At 55.4% G+C, this 18,099-nt stretch carries 16 protein-coding genes, 1 tRNA gene and 2 rRNA genes; 3 read left to right on the forward strand and 16 right to left on the reverse strand.

Annotated features, from left to right (window positions below; genetic code table 11):
• Positions 1–2: 2 nt before the first annotated feature.
• The 11 genes from TAM4_RS07360 to TAM4_RS07410 all read right to left on the reverse strand — a co-directional run bounded on the left by TAM4_RS07360 (position 3) and on the right by TAM4_RS07410 (position 10,852).
• Positions 3–479, reverse strand: coding sequence for a magnesium-dependent phosphatase-1 (locus TAM4_RS07360; RefSeq protein ID WP_014122612.1), 477 nt, complete (start codon positions 477–479; stop codon positions 3–5).
• A gap of 125 nt (positions 480–604) precedes the next feature.
• Positions 605–3,634, reverse strand: a 23S ribosomal RNA gene (locus TAM4_RS07365).
• A 107-nt stretch (positions 3,635–3,741) separates the two neighbouring features.
• Positions 3,742–3,818 (reverse strand) — tRNA-Ala (locus TAM4_RS07370).
• Between the two features lie 53 nt (positions 3,819–3,871).
• Positions 3,872–5,358 (reverse strand): 16S ribosomal RNA (locus tag TAM4_RS07375).
• Together the 16S and 23S rRNA genes with 1 tRNA gene alongside form the textbook arrangement of a ribosomal RNA operon.
• 382 nt (positions 5,359–5,740) lie before the next feature.
• On the reverse strand, positions 5,741–6,580 hold the full coding sequence (locus TAM4_RS07380) for a ribose-phosphate diphosphokinase (RefSeq protein ID WP_014122613.1): 840 nt from the start codon (positions 6,578–6,580) through the stop codon (positions 5,741–5,743).
• Positions 6,581–6,635: 55 nt separating this feature from the next.
• Complete coding sequence (locus TAM4_RS07385; RefSeq protein WP_014122614.1) at positions 6,636–7,337, reverse strand: DUF1614 domain-containing protein; 702 nt, start codon at positions 7,335–7,337, stop codon at positions 6,636–6,638.
• Positions 7,327–7,689, reverse strand: a complete 363-nt coding sequence (locus TAM4_RS07390; RefSeq protein WP_014122615.1) for an ASCH domain-containing protein — start codon at positions 7,687–7,689, stop codon at positions 7,327–7,329. Before TAM4_RS07390 ends, TAM4_RS07385 begins: the two co-directional genes overlap by 11 nt.
• Before the next feature lie 5 nt (positions 7,690–7,694).
• Positions 7,695–8,300: an archaeal proteasome endopeptidase complex subunit beta gene (psmB, locus tag TAM4_RS07395; RefSeq protein WP_048150301.1), complete on the reverse strand. Its 606-nt coding sequence runs from the start codon at positions 8,298–8,300 to the stop codon at positions 7,695–7,697.
• A gap of 49 nt (positions 8,301–8,349) precedes the next feature.
• The gene (locus TAM4_RS07400; RefSeq protein WP_014122617.1) at positions 8,350–9,069 is read right to left on the reverse strand and encodes an ABC transporter ATP-binding protein; all 720 of its coding nucleotides are present in this window, start codon (positions 9,067–9,069) and stop codon (positions 8,350–8,352) included.
• A complete protein-coding gene (locus TAM4_RS07405) occupies positions 9,066–10,070 on the reverse strand; it encodes an iron ABC transporter permease (RefSeq protein ID WP_014122618.1) in 1,005 nt (334 codons plus the stop codon). The genes TAM4_RS07400 and TAM4_RS07405 overlap by 4 nt, the downstream gene beginning before the upstream one ends.
• A 77-nt stretch (positions 10,071–10,147) precedes the next feature.
• Positions 10,148–10,852 (reverse strand): hypothetical protein, encoded by a 705-nt coding sequence (locus tag TAM4_RS07410; protein ID WP_014122619.1) that lies wholly within the window; start codon positions 10,850–10,852, stop codon positions 10,148–10,150.
• 150 nt (positions 10,853–11,002) lie between these two features.
• On the opposite strand from TAM4_RS07410, the gene rimI reads away from it, so the two are divergent.
• From rimI to TAM4_RS07425, 3 genes are all read left to right on the forward strand, one after another.
• Positions 11,003–11,503, forward strand: coding sequence for a ribosomal protein S18-alanine N-acetyltransferase (rimI, locus tag TAM4_RS07415; RefSeq protein WP_014122620.1), 501 nt, complete (start codon positions 11,003–11,005; stop codon positions 11,501–11,503).
• Positions 11,503–12,009 carry a tRNA-intron lyase gene (gene endA / locus TAM4_RS07420; protein WP_014122621.1) on the forward strand — a complete coding sequence of 169 codons (507 nt, stop codon included), beginning with the start codon at positions 11,503–11,505 and terminating at the stop codon, positions 12,007–12,009. The genes rimI and endA overlap by 1 nt, the downstream gene beginning before the upstream one ends.
• 465 nt (positions 12,010–12,474) lie before the next feature.
• On the forward strand, positions 12,475–13,227 hold the full coding sequence (locus TAM4_RS07425) for a hypothetical protein (RefSeq protein WP_048150303.1): 753 nt from the start codon (positions 12,475–12,477) through the stop codon (positions 13,225–13,227).
• 3 nt (positions 13,228–13,230) lie between these two features.
• Here the strand turns inward: TAM4_RS07425 and TAM4_RS11530 are convergent, their stop codons facing one another.
• The 5 genes from TAM4_RS11530 to TAM4_RS07450 form a co-directional block, all read right to left on the reverse strand.
• Entirely contained in the window at positions 13,231–14,028 is a 798-nt protein-coding gene (locus tag TAM4_RS11530; RefSeq protein WP_158306673.1) for a DUF835 domain-containing protein, read from the reverse strand.
• A gap of 216 nt (positions 14,029–14,244) precedes the next feature.
• Complete coding sequence (locus tag TAM4_RS07435; protein ID WP_148258650.1) at positions 14,245–14,556, reverse strand: hypothetical protein; 312 nt, start codon at positions 14,554–14,556, stop codon at positions 14,245–14,247.
• 179 nt (positions 14,557–14,735) lie between these two features.
• A complete protein-coding gene (locus TAM4_RS07440) occupies positions 14,736–15,923 on the reverse strand; it encodes a glycine C-acetyltransferase (RefSeq protein WP_014122625.1) in 1,188 nt (395 codons plus the stop codon).
• A 55-nt stretch (positions 15,924–15,978) separates the two neighbouring features.
• Positions 15,979–16,437, reverse strand: coding sequence for a metal-dependent hydrolase (locus tag TAM4_RS07445; RefSeq protein WP_014122626.1), 459 nt, complete (start codon positions 16,435–16,437; stop codon positions 15,979–15,981).
• Between the two features lie 33 nt (positions 16,438–16,470).
• On the reverse strand, positions 16,471–18,078 hold the full coding sequence (locus TAM4_RS07450) for a hypothetical protein (RefSeq protein WP_014122627.1): 1,608 nt from the start codon (positions 18,076–18,078) through the stop codon (positions 16,471–16,473).
• Between the last annotated feature and the right edge of the window lie 21 nt (positions 18,079–18,099).

Raw genomic sequence — 18,099 nt, forward strand, 5'->3', positions numbered from 1 at the left:
TATCACCCCAGCTTTTGGAGTAGTTGTTTAAGCTCCTCAAAACTCTTTACATCCACCCACATGTGAATGAAATCAACGCCGGGAACGGCCATTTTGACACCATCGATGTGAATCACTCGGTCGTCAATGTAGATAACGTCGTCGATGTCGTAGCCGATAGAACGAAGCTCCTCGATGGTTCTTCGAATCATATCGCCCTTGTCAGGATGGCCCTCGATTTTTGGGAAGATAAAGTAGTCCCATAGACCAAAGCCCTCAAGAATCGGCCTTACCCTCTCCTCGATGTTCCAGCTCGCGATGCTTAGAATGAACCTTTCGCTCGCCCATTCGATGAACTCGCGAACACCAGGAAAGAGGCAGAGTTTTTGGCCGAGGGAATCTGTTAAACACTCACCGCTGAACTCATAAGGCGGAACCAAAGCAGAAGCGTCCTCGTGGTCCCAGAGGGTGCCGTCCAAATCGAGAACGAGCAGTCTCATCGGAATCACCGGAAGAAGATATCACGGAGAATTTTAATTTTTGCGGATTGAATCTTGAAGAAGAGTCGAGTTGGGTTAAGTCATGATGAGGGCCGTGCATAGGCGAGCTGGTCTCTCAGACGCCCCGCCCGGGGCACTCGGGCTGTTGGGAGCGGCAGACTGAACGGGTCGGTTTCCCTTCCCGCTTACATCCCCGCCCCATCAAACGGGTCTTCTTCCCGAGCCCTCGTCCTGGGCAACGGACCGGTCGCCCAGGCCCAAACGCCCAGGAATGGCCGCCTATTTTCGGGGACCGCTTCGGCCTTAGATGCTTTCAGGCCTTATCGGACGCGGCGTAGCTGCCCGGCTATGCCCTGTAGGACAACCGGTAGACCAGAGGCCGCGGCTCCCTGTTCCTCTCGTACTGGGGGAGCCTTCCCCTCAGGCGGCCAGCACCCCCGGTAGATAGCATCCGACCTGTCTCACGACGGTCTAAACCCAGCTCACGTTCCCCTTTAATGGGTGAACACCCCCACCCTTGGCCCCTGCTGCAGGGCCAGGATGGGAAGAGCCGACAGCGAGGTAGCAAGCCTCGGGGTCGATATGGGCTCTCGCCCGAGACGACTCTGTTATCCCCAGGGTAGCTTTTCTGTCATCCCTGGCCCCCACCGGGGAGGCACAGGGGTTCGCTAGGCCACGCTTTCGCGGCTGGACCCGCCTCTGTTACGGGTCCAGTCAGGCCGGCTTTTGCCCTTGCACTCTACGGCGGATTCCTGACCCGCCTGAGCCGACCTTAGGGCACCCTCGATACCTTTTCGAGGGTGTGCCGCCCCAGCCAAACTGCCCACCTACCGCTGTCCCCCCTTCCGGGGGTTAGCCGTACGGCAGAGGGTGGGCGGTGTCTCATGGACGGCTCCACCCGCCCCGGAGGGCGGGCTTCGACGCCTCCCGCCTACGCTGCGCACCCCCCGCCGTACGGCAACGGCAGGCTGCAGTAAAGCTCCATGGGGTCTTCGCTTCCCACCGGGGGTCCCAGGCATATGCGCCTGGCAGAGGTTTCGCCGGGCCCCAGCCGGGGACAGTGGGGACCTCGTTACGCCATTCATGCAGGTCGGCATTTAACCGACAAGGAATTTCGCTACCTTAAGAGGGTTATAGTTACCCCCGCCGTTTACCGGTGCTTCACCCGGTTGTACCCGGGCTTCACATACCGGCACTGGGCAGGCGTCGGCCCCAGTACAAACCCTTTCGGGCTAGCTGGGACCTGTGTTTTTACTAAACAGTCGGGCCCCCCTAGTCACTGCGACCTGCGGGTTACGCACCCGCAGGCACCCCTTCTCCCGAAGTTACGGGGCCAATTTGCCGAGTTCCCTCGGCTGGGTTTCCCCCGACACGCCTTAGGCTTCTCACCCAGGGGCACCAGTGTCGGTTCTCGGTACGGTCGCGGTGGATCGTTCCCGAGGGGCTTTTCACGGGCCCCAGGGATCGGCGGAACCCCCCTTACGGGGGGCCATTCGCGCTTTCATCCGGTTCTCGCCATTACGGCACTCCCCGGACTTATACGCTTAGCCGGCCTTGTGGGCCGGTCCGCCTACCCCGAGGCGTCACCCCTCGGGCTTGCGTTGCCGCGCCTACCACCGCGGTACGGGAATATAAACCCGTTTCCCTTTCCCCGACGCCGAGTTACGGGTCGGGTTAGGACCGACTAACCCACGGCTGACGAACATTGCCGTGGAACCCTGGCCCCTACGGCGGCCGGGATTCTCACCCGGCTATGCTGCTACTCCCGGCAGGATCCGCAATACCGACGGGTCCACCGGACCTTACGGCCCGGCTTCCACCCCATCGGCACGCCCGCCTACCCGATCACGGACCAATCGGTCCGTGCGCCGGGGTCTCGGCGGCCGGCTTGAGCCCCGTCCATTTTCGGGGCCCCTGACCTCGACGGGTGAGCTGTTACGCACTCTTTAAAGGATGGCTGCTTCTAAGCCTACCTCCCCGCTGTCTAAGGCCAGGGACACCCTTTGGAGTAACACTTAGCCGGCACTTTGGGGCCTTAACCCCGGTCTGGGTTGTTCCCCTCTCGGGTGACGGCTTACACCGCCCCCCTACTCCGGCCATCTACGGCGGCAGTGGGTTCGGAGTTTGACAGGGGGCCGGGGGCTTTCGCCCCCTAAACCCCCAATCAGTGCTCTACCCCACCGCCTACCTCCGGCCGGGCTATCCTGGGGGATAATTCGGCGGGAACCAGCTATCGCCGGCCTCGATTGGCCTTTCACCCCTAGCCCGGGGTCACGGGAGCGAATTGCACGTCAGCACCCCTATCGGGCCTCCATCCCTCTGTTGAGGGACTTCACCCTGCCCCGGGCTAGATCGACCGGCTTCGGGTCTCACCCGAGCGACTCCGGGCGCTTTCACACCCCGTCCCTCGCCCTTACGGGCTGCGGACCTGTCGGTTTCCCTGCGGCTTCGGGGCTGACCCCCTTAACCTCGCCGCTCGGGTGAACTCCCTGCCCCGTGATCCAAGACGGACGGTGCAACCCCGGTCACCTCCCCTCGTACTCCACGGTCGCCCGTGTTTCCTTCGGGGAGGGTCAACCCTTTCGGGCCGCACCCTCCTATCGCCGCCTGGTTTCAGGCTCTTTTCACCCCCCGCCAGGGGTGCTTTTCAGCTTTCCCTCACGGTACTAGTTCGCTATCGGTCTCGGGACGTATTTAGGGTTGGGAGCCGATGCCTCCCAGCTTCCCGCCGGATATCCGACCGACGGTACTCAGGGACACCCCAGGAGCTCGGGGGCTTACGCCTACGGGGCTTTCACCCTCTACGGCGCCGCGTTCCAGCGGACTTCGGCTTCGCCCCCAGGGCTCCTTCGGGGGCCCTACAACACCACATCCCCCGAACCTTTCGGCCCGGGGTTCAGTTTGCCCTGTGCCGCTTTCGGTCGCCCCTACTCACGGCATCGCTTTTGCTTTCTTTTCCTGCGGGTACTAAGATGTTTCAATTCCCCGCGTTCCCCCTCCCGACTGGGAGTGCGGCAAAAGCCGCGGGAGGTCCCATTCGGGCATCCCCGGTTCGACGGCTGCCTGCGCCTCGCCGGGGCTTATCGCAGCTTGCCACGCCCTTCGTCGGCGCCCCGAGCCGAGCCATCCACCAGGCGGCTTAGTTGCCACCGGGCGGGGCGTTTTCTGGACCAGCTCGCCTATGCACGGCCCTCATCGTGACCCCTGTTCGGGGTCTCAGGCCCTTCCACCCCGAGCCGAGCTCGGGATGTGCACCTCTTCGTGGTGGACCGGCCGGGATTCGAACCCGGGGCCTCCGGCTTGCAAAGCCGGCGCTCTCCCAAGCTGAGCTACCGGCCCACTGAAGGCAGGCCCGACATCCCTTAAACCCCCCGGACGGGATTTCCGGCGATAGGAGGTGATCGAGCCGTAGGTTCCCCTACGGCTACCTTGTTACGACTTCTCCCCCCTCACGGAGCCCAGGCTCGACCCGGCCTCCCCGAAGGGAGACCAGGCCTCACCCGGACCCCGCTCGGGTGGAGTGACGGGCGGTGTGTGCAAGGAGCAGGGACGTATTCGCCGCGCGATGATGACACGCGGGTACTAGGGATTCCAGCTTCACGCGGGCGAGTTGCAGCCCGCGATCCGAACTGAGGGCGGGTTTAGGGGATTCCCTTCCCCTTTCGGGGTCGGATCCCATTGTCCCGCCCATTGTAGCGCGCGTGTAGCCCGGGGGTTTCGGGGCATACTGACCTACCGTCGCCCGCTCCTTCCTCCGGCTTATCGCCGGCGGTCCCCCCAGAGTGCCTCCTCCCCAGCGGGGAGGACTGGCAACTGGGGGCGCGGGTCTCGCTCGTTACCACACTTAAGTGGACGCCTCACGGTACGAGCTGACGGCGGCCATGCACCTCCTCTCGGCGCGTCCGGCAAGACCTTCAGCCTGGCCTTCATCCTGCCGTCGCCCCCGGTGAGGTTCCCGGCGTTGAATCCAATTAAACCGCACGCTCCACCCCTTGTAGTGCTCCCCCGCCAATTCCTTTAAGTTTCAGCCTTGCGGCCGTACTCCCCAGGCGGCGGGCTTAACGGCTTCCCTTCGGCACCGGGCGAGCTCGAAGCTCGCCCGACACCTAGCCCGCATCCTTTACAGCCAGGACTACCCGGGTATCTAATCCGGTTCGCTCCCCTGGCCTTCGTCCCTCACCGTCGGACCCGTTCCAGCCGGGCGCCTTCGCCACTGGCGGTCCCCCTGGGATTACAGGATTTCACCCCTACCCCAGGGGTACCCCCGGCCTCTCCCGGTCCCAAGGCCCGCAGTATCCCCAGCAAGCCCCACGGTTGAGCCGTGGGATTTCGCCAGGGACTTACGGGCCCGGCTACGGACGCTTTAGGCCCAATAATAGCGGCCACCACTTGGGCCGCCGGTATTACCGCGGCGGCTGCCACCGGCCTTGCCCAGCCCTTATTCCCGGAGCTTTTTACACTCCGGAAAAGCCGTGGCTGTGCCACGGCACTGGGGGTCCCCCCGTCGCGGTTGCCCGCATTGCGGAGGTTTCGCGCCTGCTGCGCCCCGTAGGGCCTGGACCCGTGTCTCAGTGTCCATCTCCGGGCTCCCACTCTCATGGCCCGTACCGATCTTCGGCTTGGTGGGCCGTTACCCCACCAACTACCTAATCGGCCGCCGGCCCATCCTCGGGCGGCTTACGCCCTTTCGGCCTGGGGACCTTCCAGTACCCCAGGCCTATGGGGGATTAGCCCCAGTTTCCCGGGGTTATCCCCCTCCCGAGGGTAGGTTACCGACGTGTTACTGAGCCGTCCGCCGGTGCGCGCAGAGCGCGCCCCATGACTCGCATGGCTTAGTCGGACCCCCATAGCAGTGGCCTCCGGCAGGATCAACCGGAATTGAGCAAGGAGTACGACCGGTGGGACTTCCCTCTGCGGGGAAGTACCAAATTCCCGTCCGGGGTTTGGTCGGGATGTCGGGCCTGCCTTACCCCCGAGGGGTCCGCCTTTCGGCGTTTCCTCGGGAGCGCACCTTTTTGTGACCCGGGCTGGAGGGCGGGGTTCATCGTTGGGTGCTTTGCACCCTTTCCCCCCGACGCCGCCGTCTTGGCGCCCGGGTGTTTTGCCCCCTCTTCGGGGGCTCCACCCAATAGGGCGGAACTCCACCGATACAAAATTTTTGCAAAGCAACTGAGAGGGGATATTTTTGAAAAAGAAGCCGTCAAAAAAGAGAACCAAAATGACCATATTTAGACATAAAAATGTTAAAATCCTTGCCAACATCAGAGGCGAAGTATCTCGGGGACGATGCTTATCTTCGAGACGGGAGTTGGTATCGTATTCGTAACCGCAAGCTCGTCAACGGCATCGCTTACCCTCTCAACGGCCCCCTGAGCAAAGACCCCATGGGTAACCCCGACGAAGATCTTCTCCGCGCCGAGCTTCCTGAGTATACGGGCCGCTTTAATCATCGTTCCACCGGTACTTATTATGTCATCCACTATGAGCACGTTCTTGCCCTTAACGTCCACCTCCACCGGCCTCATCTCAACTTCCGTCGGGGAGATGCGTCTCTTCTCAAAGTGGCTGTACTCCAGACCGAGCTCCATCGCAACGGCCTTAGCCCGCCCGAGGGCACCCCTGTCCGGGGCAAGGACTATTCCCTCGCCAAGCTTCTCGCGGAAGTAGTCCGCTATGATCCCCGCCGGGGAGACGTTTACCCCCTTGCCCGGGAAGTACCTAAGGGTCTCGGGATTGTGAAGGTCGAAGACGTAGAGTTCATCGTAGTAGAGGCCGAGGGCTTTCATCACAGCCCTCACGCTTATCGGCTCGCCCTCCTTCGTAACCCTGTCCTGCCTGCTGTAGGCGAAGTAGGGAACAACCGCGCGGAGCCTCTCGAATCCTCTCTCCCGGAGGGCATCCCCTATGAGGATCAGCTCGACGATTTTCTCGTCCTGAGGCGCGAACGTTGAGCTGACAACGGTGGCCTCTTTCCCAGAGCCGAGAACCCGGACGTACTTCTCCCCGTCTGGGAATTTCCTGAGTTCGACTTCGAGAACGTCTCCACCGAGTTTCCTGAGCTCCCCCTCGAGGTGTCTCCCACCGCTCCCGATAACGAACATGAGCGCCACCTCCTTTGACGGCTTCCTGTTGAAGCACGGCCTTATAAATCCACCGTTATACCAGAAGAACGGCAATTATTCCCGCGAGGAAGATCCCGTCGAAGGTTCCGGCACCGCCTATGCTGACCATCGGAGCACCCAGATGCTTAAGCTTGCCCCAGTTCATCAGGTCTGCACCTATAAGAACACCCAATGTACCGCTGGCGTAGGCTATTAGGGGCTTGTAGTCCCCCCCGAACAGGAAGGCAAGGACAACGGCTATGATCGGAGGTATAAAGCTCGGTATGGCAATGCCAACACCGTGAACGGGCTTTGAAACAGCGTGGCTGAAGAGCGACGCTATGCCCACCGCGATCCCCATGTTGAGGAGCACGTCCCCCCTTCCAAGGGATACCAGCCTCAAAACTTCGTAGAGAACTATGCTGAGTGGAACCAGGGCACCCCCGACGTTAATGGCGATTATCATCTTCTGCTCTTCGAGATCGAAGTAGGGAACGGGATATGGAATGCCGAAGAACCGGACTTCCTTCACCTTGACGACGGGGACGTAGGTTCTCTCCTCAGCCACGGGAATGTTGAGGAAACTTCCAAAGAGGGACGCAAGGAATAGCGTGTAAGCAACGGCAGGAGGAATGCCGAGCCTTTGAAACGCCGCCGTGACCATGCCGGAGAATATCGTGAAGAAGACGATGAACAGGAGAAAGAGCACCAGAAAGAAGGGAAGCCCCACGGGGGGTATGAGGTACCTATACCTCATCATCCTCCCCCAGCTCAACGTTGGCCCAGACCTGAACGCCCTTCTTGAGCCTTACTCTTACAGGCCTCTCGAACTTCCTCGCGTTCTTGAAGACCCACGCGTAGAGGGGCTTTCCGTTGGAGTAGTCCCTGAGGAAGGGATAATCAACGAGATGCTTGTCCCCGTGTTCAGCCAGCTCCTCAGGCGTAAAGGGCCCGAGGACGTCCACGAGTTCCGCTTTCCCTATAGCCTTTCCGTTGCTTATTATGAGCACCTCTCCCCTGATGCGGGTTCGGGACTTCCGTATCTCCCAGATCTTTTTGCCCTCCACTATCCACCCGGCGTAGGGCTGCCTTATTATAAGGCCCCTCAAGGTCATCACTCCTTGAACTCGACGAACTCCTCTTTCATGCCGTCCTTGGTGATAACGACAACCTGAACCTTCCTCTCACCGGTGTAAACGTCCCTTTTGCCCGCGGTCCTGACGGCCCTAACGGCCAGCTCCTTGGCCTCCTCGATGCTCATGTCTTCTCTATAGCCGTCCTCTATTATCGCGATGGCAAAGGGACTGCCCGAGCCTGTTGCAGTGTACTTCTCAAAGACCAGCCCGCCGAGGGCATCGACGCTCGCCAGTTCAGGTTTGTCCACGTAGCCGCCTATGAGTATCTGCACCATGTAGGGGAACCACTTGTTCTCGTTGAGTATGTTGCTCAGCAGGTTTGCCATAGCCCTCGTCGTCATGGGCCTTCCCCACGTGAACTGGTAGTACCTCGCCTGGGCCTCGAGCATCCTCGCCAAAGCCTGAACGTCTCCCACGCTCCCGGCGGTTGTTATCGCTATCCTGTCCGTGATGGGGAGTATCTTCCTTATGTTGAGCGTCTCAACCATGTTGCCGAGTGAAGCCTGCGTATCAGCGGCAAGCACGACGCCATCCTTAACCTTTATACCAACGGTGGTTGTCCCGGTTTTCTTTTCCTCCACCATAATCACCCCCAGAACTAACTTCTCGCCATGAATTTAAAGGTTTGGTAGCTCACAGAGAGGACAGCACGGCCGTTCCGAAGCGGCCCCGAACGAATTCGACCTTAACCCCGTAAACTTTTTCAAGAACCTCCGGCGAAAGGCCTTTGGCGCTGCCCTCCCAGAACTTCTCACCGTCCTTGAGGACAAGGAGCTCGTTGGCGTACCTGAGTGCGAGGTTGAGGTCGTGGAGAACCGCGATCACAATTTTCTCCTCCCGAAGTTCCTTCAACAGCTCCATTATCCTGAGGGCATGATTTACGTCGAGGTGGCTGGTCGGCTCATCGAGGAGAATAACCTTCCCTCCCTGTGCCAGCGCCCGGGCAAGGAGAACCAACTGGTACTCACCGCCCGAAAGCGAGAGCACTGACTCATCTTTCCTATCCCAGAGACCCACCTTTTTGAGGGCGCTTTTCACGCTGCCTCCAGTGAAGTACGTGCCCATCTCCACGAACTCCGCGATGGTGAAGTTGAACTCGGGAACCGAGGCCTGGGGCACGTAGGAGACGAACCTCGCCCGCTCCCTCGGGCTCATGTGGATTAAATCAACGCCATCGAGTTCCACCTCTCCCTCAGGCCTGAGGATCCCCGCAATGCACTTCAGGAGCGTGCTCTTACCGGCCCCGTTGGGCCCGATCACCGCGAGCAGACTACCCCTGCGGGCCTCGAAGGAAACTCCCCGGAGGACCTTTCTCCTTCCGTACGAAAAGGAAACGTTCACCCTGAGGATCATGTGAGAGACTCACCCCTCTTGTGCTTCCTGAGGAGGTAAAGGAAGAAAGGCCCCCCCATCATCGCGGTAACGATGCCGACTGGAATCTCAGTTGGCCTGGCTATCGTCCTGGCGAGTAAATCCGCCAGAACCATCAGGATCCCTCCAAGAAGGGCCGCGTTCAAGGTTAACCTCTTGTGGTTGGGTCCGACGAGGGTTCTTGCAATGTGGGGACCGATGAGACCCACGAAGCCTATGATCCCGGCCGACGCAACGGAAACGGCACTCATCACGGCAATAACGATCACAACGAATTTGCGGAAGGTATCAACGTCCAGCCCGAGGGCAAGGCCCTCCTCACCGAGGAGGAGAAGGTTCAGTTCCTTCCATTTCCATAGGAGGAAACTGATGCCGAAGAGAGAGGCAAGAAAAACGTTTCTAACGTCGCTCCACTCGGCACCGTTGAAGCTTCCCATGAGCCACATATACGTGATGTGGGCCTTCGGTCCGAGTGTCAGAACGAGATATGAGGTTATGGCCCCCGCCATAAAGCTGAAAGCCACCCCCGAGAGGAGGAGCGTATCAACGGGTATCCTGCCATCCACCTTGGCGACGGTGTAAACTATGTAAACCGAGAGGAGGGCGAAGGCAAAGGACAGCAACGAAACGTGATCCGGAAAGTAGATGAGACCTAAAGCGGCACCGATGCTCGCACCCCCACTTATCCCGATTATGTACGGGTCGGCCATGGGGTTCTTAAAGAGGGCCTGACTCGCCACGCCGGCGCTCGCCAAGGAGAGTCCAACGAGGTAGGCGAGAAGAACCCTCGGCAGGCGGAGCTCCCAGACTATGATAAAATACCTCGGCCTTTTTGCCGAGTGCTCCTTTAAAAGAGTCGTTTTCAGCCCGTAAACTATCGAGCTGGTAACATCGGACGGGCTAAGCCTAACTGAGCCCACGTAAACGCCAAGGAACATGACGGCGATTGATAGGAGGAGCAAAGCCGGGAGCCACTTCCGCATGTGCTGGAGTTTTTGTCCAGCCTTTTAAAGTTGATGATTCCATATATCTTTGTCTTATGAGAGCATTTGCTGCACCATTATTGAAGGTACCCTTTCTTCTGAAGCCAACTATAAACATCTTTTGCCAACCACCTTTTTGGAACGAGGCTACCACTGTCATAATCTCTTTTTATATCAGAGTTCCCATACTCATTAACAAGACGTTTTAAGTATTCAGGGAAGTTCTTTCTTAGATAGTTCTCACATACTACTACAATCATAAGATAGAAACGTCTCATAAACCAAGGCTTGTCCTCAGGCTCACTTTTGTTTCGTATATACTCAAGGTATGGTCTAATTGCTATAAACGAACGAACGACAAGACCTCCAAATTCTTCTTGGATAAAAGTTTCATCAATAAATCCTTTATAGACATAATAACCAACCTTATTAAACGCAACGCTAACAAAACGAACAATTTGCCAGTTTTTATCATGATCTTTTCCAGAGAATATTTCATCCGGGCTCCTCTTTTCTTTCGCCCATTGAGAAATTATGTTCAGATCTTGTTTAATATCATTGCTAAGGAATTCATATGTTTTATTAAGAGCGTCGAATCTCAACTGCTGGAGTGTCAAATCCAATTGATATATTGTCACTGCCATAATAACTGTTGCTATTGTTGTTATTGCAGTCAGAACAACATTGGTCGCATCAAAATTTTTCGTCAAAGACCATGCAATAGTCGATATTATTAATATCATAACACTAGAAATTAGCGCAATAAGTTTAACATGGCGCATTTACACTCCCCCCTCCTATAACACATGATATATCAGCCAGGAATCCGGTCATCATCCCGAGGTCAGGTTCGAGAGTGCTCATCACGTTGGGGTGGCCACCCCATAGGAAGTCTCCTCAAGCCTTAAAAACTTTCACGCTTAGTAATAAACATGAGCGTTTCAGTGAAACAGCTGAGCGGCAAGATTCCTTTGGCACTCGTCACAATAAGGCCCGCGAGGCTCTTCGACATTGGTGAGATAATGCGGATCGAGAGGGAATCCTTCCGCGAGGCCTATCCAAGGGGGCTCTTTCTCGTCTTCCTGGAGAACAACCCCGAGACGTTTCTCGTCGCCGAGTACAATGGAAAGGTCATAGGATACGTCATGGCCTACCTCCGCCCGGACCTTGAAGGACACATAATGAGCATAGCCGTTGACAAACGCTACCGTGGGAACGGCATAGGCTCGGCCCTGCTCACCGAGGCGATAGACAGGCTCATCGCGCGGGGGGCCCGCTACATCGGCCTCGAAGTTCGTGTGAGCAACGAAAAGGCCATAAAGCTCTACGAGCGCTTTGGCTTCCGGAAGGTGAAGCGGATTATCGGCTACTACTCTGACGGCGAAGATGCATACTACATGCTCCTGCCTGCTGAGGAATGGAGGGGAAGCTGATGATAGTCTTTTACCTGAGCGGGGACAGGGTCTTCTCGACCGACCAGAACGCGATAAACGGCCTCTACAACAAGCGCCACTTCGGGAAGCTGGTGGAGGGCAAGCTCTTCCTCTCGTTGCTCGAGGCAACTTATCTCGTCGAGAGGGGCAAGATAGAGGTCAGGGACGGGAAGAGAAAACTAACCGTCGAGGAGCTCATGAACCTCGGAAGGAAGAGGGACGAGCTGTTCGACGCCAAGTATCTCGTTTACAAGGACCTGCGCGACAGGGGCTACACCGTCAAGTCCGGCCTTAAGTTCGGCTCGCACTTCCGCGTTTACCGCAGGGGCATGGACGAGCACTCCCAGTGGCTCGTGTGGGTCCTACCTGAGAACTCCCGCCTGAGCCCGAACGACATAACCGCTCGCGTTAGAGTAGCTCACGGTGTCAGGAAAAACATGGTGATGGCGATAGTTGACGAAGATGCGGACGTTACCTACTACAAGGTAGAGTGGACTAAGTTTTAGGGGGACTTAGCATGGAGAGTGTATTCCCGCTCATTCTGTTGTATCTAGTCTCAGGATTTCCCTAGCTAACCCTTAGACTTATGTACCACAGCAGAATTCAATATCCCCCTAAGAAAATGGACAATATGGACAATTCTGAGTCTTATAGGGCTCTCAGCATTGATATCAATTGTGGACTATTTTTCAATAATGACTATTTTGTTCCTCAGAGAAAACAAGTACTGGCTATTGATGATTGCAATGGCTTTAATTCTTCCCTCCGTTCTTAAGAATAGTAGTTCTTCCACGCATAGACTTTGCTTTGATGACTAGATATCTCAATCCTTCATGAAAAATCATTAAGCAAAAAAGATTTAATCAGTATCGGGAAAATAGGGTATATCATAACCATTATCCTGCCGCTGTACTCAGCAATCATTGCACTCTTCGCCATGATATTTATGTACAGGATGAGGGGGATTTAAAATGAACCTGTGGGAGTTTACGCTGTACATCATCGTGATTTGGGCAATTCCTTCGGGCTTTGTCTCGGGGGTTCTAAAGAAAGCCACTCTCAAGGTGCCCATCAGCAGATCTTTTCCATTAGAAGCGACAGTTTTCACTGGATTTGTGATCTTTGTAATAGGTCTCTTAAAACTATCACCCCCCGACAAACTCGTTCTACCTGCTTTCATTGGCTACTTCCTTACTTCTGGTCTAATATCAGCAAAGTTCCACGGGCAGTTCAGCCCAGTAAAAATTCTCGCCCACCCTCCACTCTCCATTGCAGGTGGTATCTTAATGGGACTGTTCTGGGCCATTATATTTTACTTCTATTTAATGGCCATACTGATAGTACCCCTGATATCAAACATAGGCATTCTCTGGCTTCTTAGTAGGATGACCGTTAAGAAAGTTCTCGGGTTTGAAATTGGGGACGGTATCGAGAGGGAGTTGGCCATTTTCTTCTTAATTCTTTTCATCTCCAGTGGAATTAGGTGGTACCTCTTCAAGGTTGCGATAAACTCTATTGTAAACACCTCTAGGTTCTGGCTCCTCAGCCTTCCCACAGTGGTCCTCATTGGAGCAGTTGAAATTATGGGCGCAAGGGCATTTGGGTGGTACAGGAATATTGAAAGCACGAAAAAAATTGCCCTAATTGTCGCTCCCCTTTACATCTCCATAGCCCTTTCAATTGGAGTTTCACTAGTGTGGGGAATGATGGCGGATGGGGTTTAACCCTCAGTCGTCCCCTATAGTCTCAAACTCCCTGCTCAAAAGCCTGAACTCCCTCTCCCCGATGGACTTCGGATCTATTGGAACAAGGATGATGGTGTTGTTCATCACCGCGTGATCTTTCAGGTATGCGAGGAACTTAAAGACGGGAATAAACCCGTTTTCGGTCATCAGGTACTCAACTCCATCGAGGTATATCACCTTCTCGGCCTCGCTCTTTCTCATAAACTGGACCAAAAGGTGTGTAAGGTACTCGAGCCTGCGGGGATGAACCGTATCCTTGCCTCCAACACTGGTGAGCCAGATAACGGGGGTTTTCTCAATCCCAAGGGTTGTTCTAAAGAACTCGGGAGGGGTTCTGGATATTATGGCAACCGCCCTGCCTGCGAGGAACCTCTTGAGAAGTGGCACTGCGTTTTTAACAGTGACGATGTAAAGACCAGGGGTTATCCTCTCGTTCCCTCCATCCCCTCTAAGCTCGACTACGGGAACAAGCTCGTAATGCACGAGAATTTCCCTCAACAGATGAGACCATCCGTACATCAAAATTATCAGGGCGATACCACAGAGGATATTACAGAGGGTTTCGAATAGGGTAACGGTGTTACTGGAAATGCTCACCAAACCGGCCCTCCACAACTCGACTGGAAGAACACTGAGTTTGGCAAGGGAAAAGCCCAGCCAGGCAATTATCATCCAATCGTACGCCCGGGCCAATCTGGGATAATGCTCCCTGAACCGGTGCCTGTGTTTAACGCTCAGAAACAGAAGCGCAAACATAACCACAAGAACTATTATAGCCATGGTTAGATTAAAGTATGCAACGCCCCCCCCCAACGGCCATCACCCGGTTATATATTTCTGTATGAGGACGTATTTAAACCTTTTGAGGGAACAAGAGCAGAAACACTCCCAGTAGAAAATCAGAAGAAATATATTCCAGTTTAGCATCTTTTGAATGACGATAGAACTCCAGAAATTTGAAAAGAAGCATAGAAGGGTTTCAATCGTGCACTCACTTCAGGAGGTTCTCTTTGCCCTCTCCGGAGCCGCTTCCCATGAAAATGTCCAGATGACGAGATAGTACCACAGTATGAAAAACAGCGTCACTACCAGCTGGCTCCTCGTCAGGGAAACGAATGGAAACAGGAACATGCCTATCGCGGTCAAAATCCACCCGTAGCGGTACGGGGAAGGCTTATAACCGCTGAGCTTTCTCATCAAAACCGCAACAATCACGGCCAGAAAGCCCCTAAAAAATGCCTTGGGGAGTACTTCCATACTGTAAACCTCCCTTGGATCCGCGACCATTCCCTTTGAGAGGGCCCCCATCACCGCTATGTACGGCCAAAAAAGAAGAACAAAGCAAACAAGGGCCTCCTTCCCTATCTTCCCAATCCCCTCCTCATTAGGCAGAAGCTTAATCCAGTTCATGGGGTTATCCTCCAATGCATGTGAAGCATATAGTCCATCAGAAAAGAAAAAGCACGAAAAGGAGTTTAACTGCACACTCACTTCAAGAACCCGGTCTTCTTCCCGAGGTCCTCGAAGGCGTCTATGACGTACTGGAGGTCCTCCTTGCTGTGGGCAGCGGAAGGCTCGAGCCTTATCCTGGCAGTTCCGAGCGGGACGGTCGGGTAAACTATCGCCTGAGCGAAGATGTTGTACTCGTCGTATAAGCGTCTGCTGAACTCCTGGGCGAGCTTCTCGTCGTAGAGCATAACTGGAGTAATCGGATGCTTGGTGTTTCCGAGGTCGTAGCCCAACTCGCGGAGCCCGTTCTGGAGGAAGTGGGTGTTGTCCCAGAGCTTCTTGACGAGCTCGTCGCTCCTCTGGAGAATCTCAACTGCCGCTATGGCAGCCGCGACGTCCGGTGGGTTGGGCGCGCTCGAGAAGAGGAACGGCCTTCCGCGCTGGCGGAGGTACTCGATGGCCTCCTCAGGGCCGGCGACGTAGCCGCCGATTACTCCGAAGGCCTTGCTGAGCGTTCCCATCTCGAAGTCAACCTTGTCGTGGAGCTTGAAGTGGTCGACGATACCCCTTCCGCTGTCTCCCAAAACTCCTTCACCGTGCGCGTCGTCTATGTAGAGTATCGCGTCGTACTGCTCCGCCAGCTCGGCCATCTCCGGGAGCGGGGCGAGGTCGCCGTCCATCGAGAAGACACCGTCGCTGACGATGATTTTCTTCTTCTTGTCCTTGTTCTCCTTTAGCTTTCTCTCGAGGTCCTCCATGTCGAGGTGCTTGTAGATTACCTTCGGCGCACCGCTGAGGCGCATTCCGTCTATGATGCTCGCGTGGTTGAGCTCCTCACTGATGAAAACCCCGTTGTCCTTCTTGGTAAGGAGGGCGCTTAGGGCTCCCAGGTTCGCGTTGTAGCCGCTCTGGAAGAGTATGGCCGCTTCACGCTTCTTGAACTTCGCCAGCTTCTCCTCGAGCTCTACGTGGAGCTCCATCGTTCCCGCTATCGTCCTCACGGCGCCGGCACCAACGCCGTAGTCAAGGATGGCCCTTATGGCCGCGTACCTGATCTCCGGGTGCGCGGCGAGGCCGAGGTAGTTGTTGGAGCACATGTTGAGAACCCTCTTGCCGTCAACGACGACCCACGGGCCCTGGGCGCTCTCGAGCTTCCTTATGGTCACGTAGAGGCCCTTATCCTTGAGCTCCTGAAGTTCCTCCCTAATCCAGTCAAGCTTCCCCATGAGAACCACCGTTTACATATGGGCACCGCGGTATAAAAGTTTTGCACTGAACCGGTTAGTGCAGTCTAATTATTGCCGTGAGGATCGCCAAAAGGGCGAGCGCGAAGCTCCCGCCGATTTCAAGCCTGTAATCGTGCCTCTCGTCCGGATACCTTTCGATTATCTCGGCCCTGATTCTAAAATTCCCCGGCCCGGTGACGGTGATTGACAACCCCCAGCCCCTTCTCGACAGCGGGTAAGCAACGGGCACGACGCCTGTGAAGAAGTCGAGGAACAGATGGCTTCCCCAGCCGAGGGCAAAGAGCAGGAAGGGACTGCCGAGGTGCAGACCGAGGAGAAGGATCGGGAGAAAGGGCAGGAGGGAGTGAAGGTACGAGCGATGCTCCTCAGCCAAAGCATCGAGGTCCGGAAAGACAGCCCCGAGGGCGAGGGCGGTGAGTCCCGCTAGCGTCGGCTCGCCGGAGAGTGCGAGGTAGACGAGGCTCGGAATCGAGGCGTGCTCAAGCGGGTCCATACATAAAAATGTCAAAAGAAAAGGGCCTTAAAGTTATCCCTCCCAAGCAGTTTCGGTTAGTGGGTATATGATACGGTGAGGAGGCAAAAGAGGCGTTGGTGGGTACTCTGGAACCTCGTAGATGTCAACGTACATCACGGGGATGACGTAGCTCTTCTTGTCCTTCAGGTAGAGAAACACGTCTTTTAGCTTGTAGGTGGTCACCTCGAACCTTTGATCTTCATTCCAGGAAGTATAACTAACGTCCATCTTAAGAAATGAATCATCTTCCGATGACATGCCTATCGAAAATCCTGCAACCGGGATCACCCCCGGATTGCCCACGGAAATGCCCATCGAGAACAGGGGAGTATAATGGGACTCGCTCTTAAGTTGCCAAGTATCCACGTCAACGCTTTTGGTAAAAGTGTAGTTTCTGTATCCGTCAAAGGTGTTCACGATGCCCTTCACTTTTTCCACGAGTTTTGATCCATCATCAGCACTGAAGATCCCGTCCCAGGTTTTTATCTTAACTCCCTCCGGAGTTCCCTCAAGGACAGGAACCACTATCGTAAAGAAGGCTCTGCTGTTATACGGCACGGTAAACTCCTTCCCATCGGGATACCCCACCGCATAAAGTCTGTAGCGCATGACAACGTAGTGCCCAACGATTCCCGACATCACGTAGCTCTCTCCCCCGGGAAGGTCTTTACCATAGAAATGGGTATCGCGTTCCATCCACTCTCCATCTTCCTTCAGGGTAAAAACCGGACCGGCGGATATCTGGGTTATAGAGCCTCCATCGTTTTCCACTCCAAGGGCCGAGAACGATATGGAGATACCCGATGAACTTTTAGTGGCCATAAACGTCTCAATGTGACCGGCATCCCTATCATCCCTGTTTCCCCAAATGTGGGCTATAACAAGTGGAATGCTGGAGTTGATGCCGCAGGAGAGTATCCTGTAGTCAGGTGCCCAGTACAAACAGACCCCTGAGGAGAGGCACTTGTTATCAATTCGGTCCGGAGCCAATTTCATGAGAAGACTTTGGGCATCCCTATCCCCCAGCGAGGGCGGATAATCATCCCAGACGGATTCCACTCCCCCATTTCTACTCTTGTCCGCCGTTTTTTCGGTCAGGTTTTCCTTTATTGGCTTTAACTGAGACAGTTTAATCATCGGCGCGGATACATGGACTTTTACCGCGTACCCATCCAATATCTTGTCAACGCGTATGGGCACCGAGAAAGCTGTAGAGTAGAAGCCGTTATCCCTTTTTACCACTCCAAGAAACAGCATTCCTGGATTCACGCTCTCAGGGTCGAGTCCGAGGTGGCTTAAGTATCGCTCCCAAATTCTTGCATAGACAAGGGCGGCCTTCATGCTCACGTGAAAACTTCCATCCCCGTAGTAGTATCCAAGGAAGACGGGCGTTCCATTGGGCAGCATTCCGATTGCAGTAAAGGTTCCACTGCCGGATCCAAAGTAGATAGCAAAGCGATCCTCCTTGCTAACCAAGACCCTTGAAAACAATGACTTGCTGTACTTAACCTGAACTTCTTGAAAGTCATCCGCCGCCATTTTTAGTGAAAACTGGTTCACTGCCATCACAGATAAAAACAAAACCAAAGTTACCACCAAGATTTTTTTACGTATATTCATTGATTATCACCACCATTATAG

Source organism: Thermococcus sp. AM4 (assembly GCF_000151205.2).
GTDB lineage: Archaea > Methanobacteriota_B > Thermococci > Thermococcales > Thermococcaceae > Thermococcus.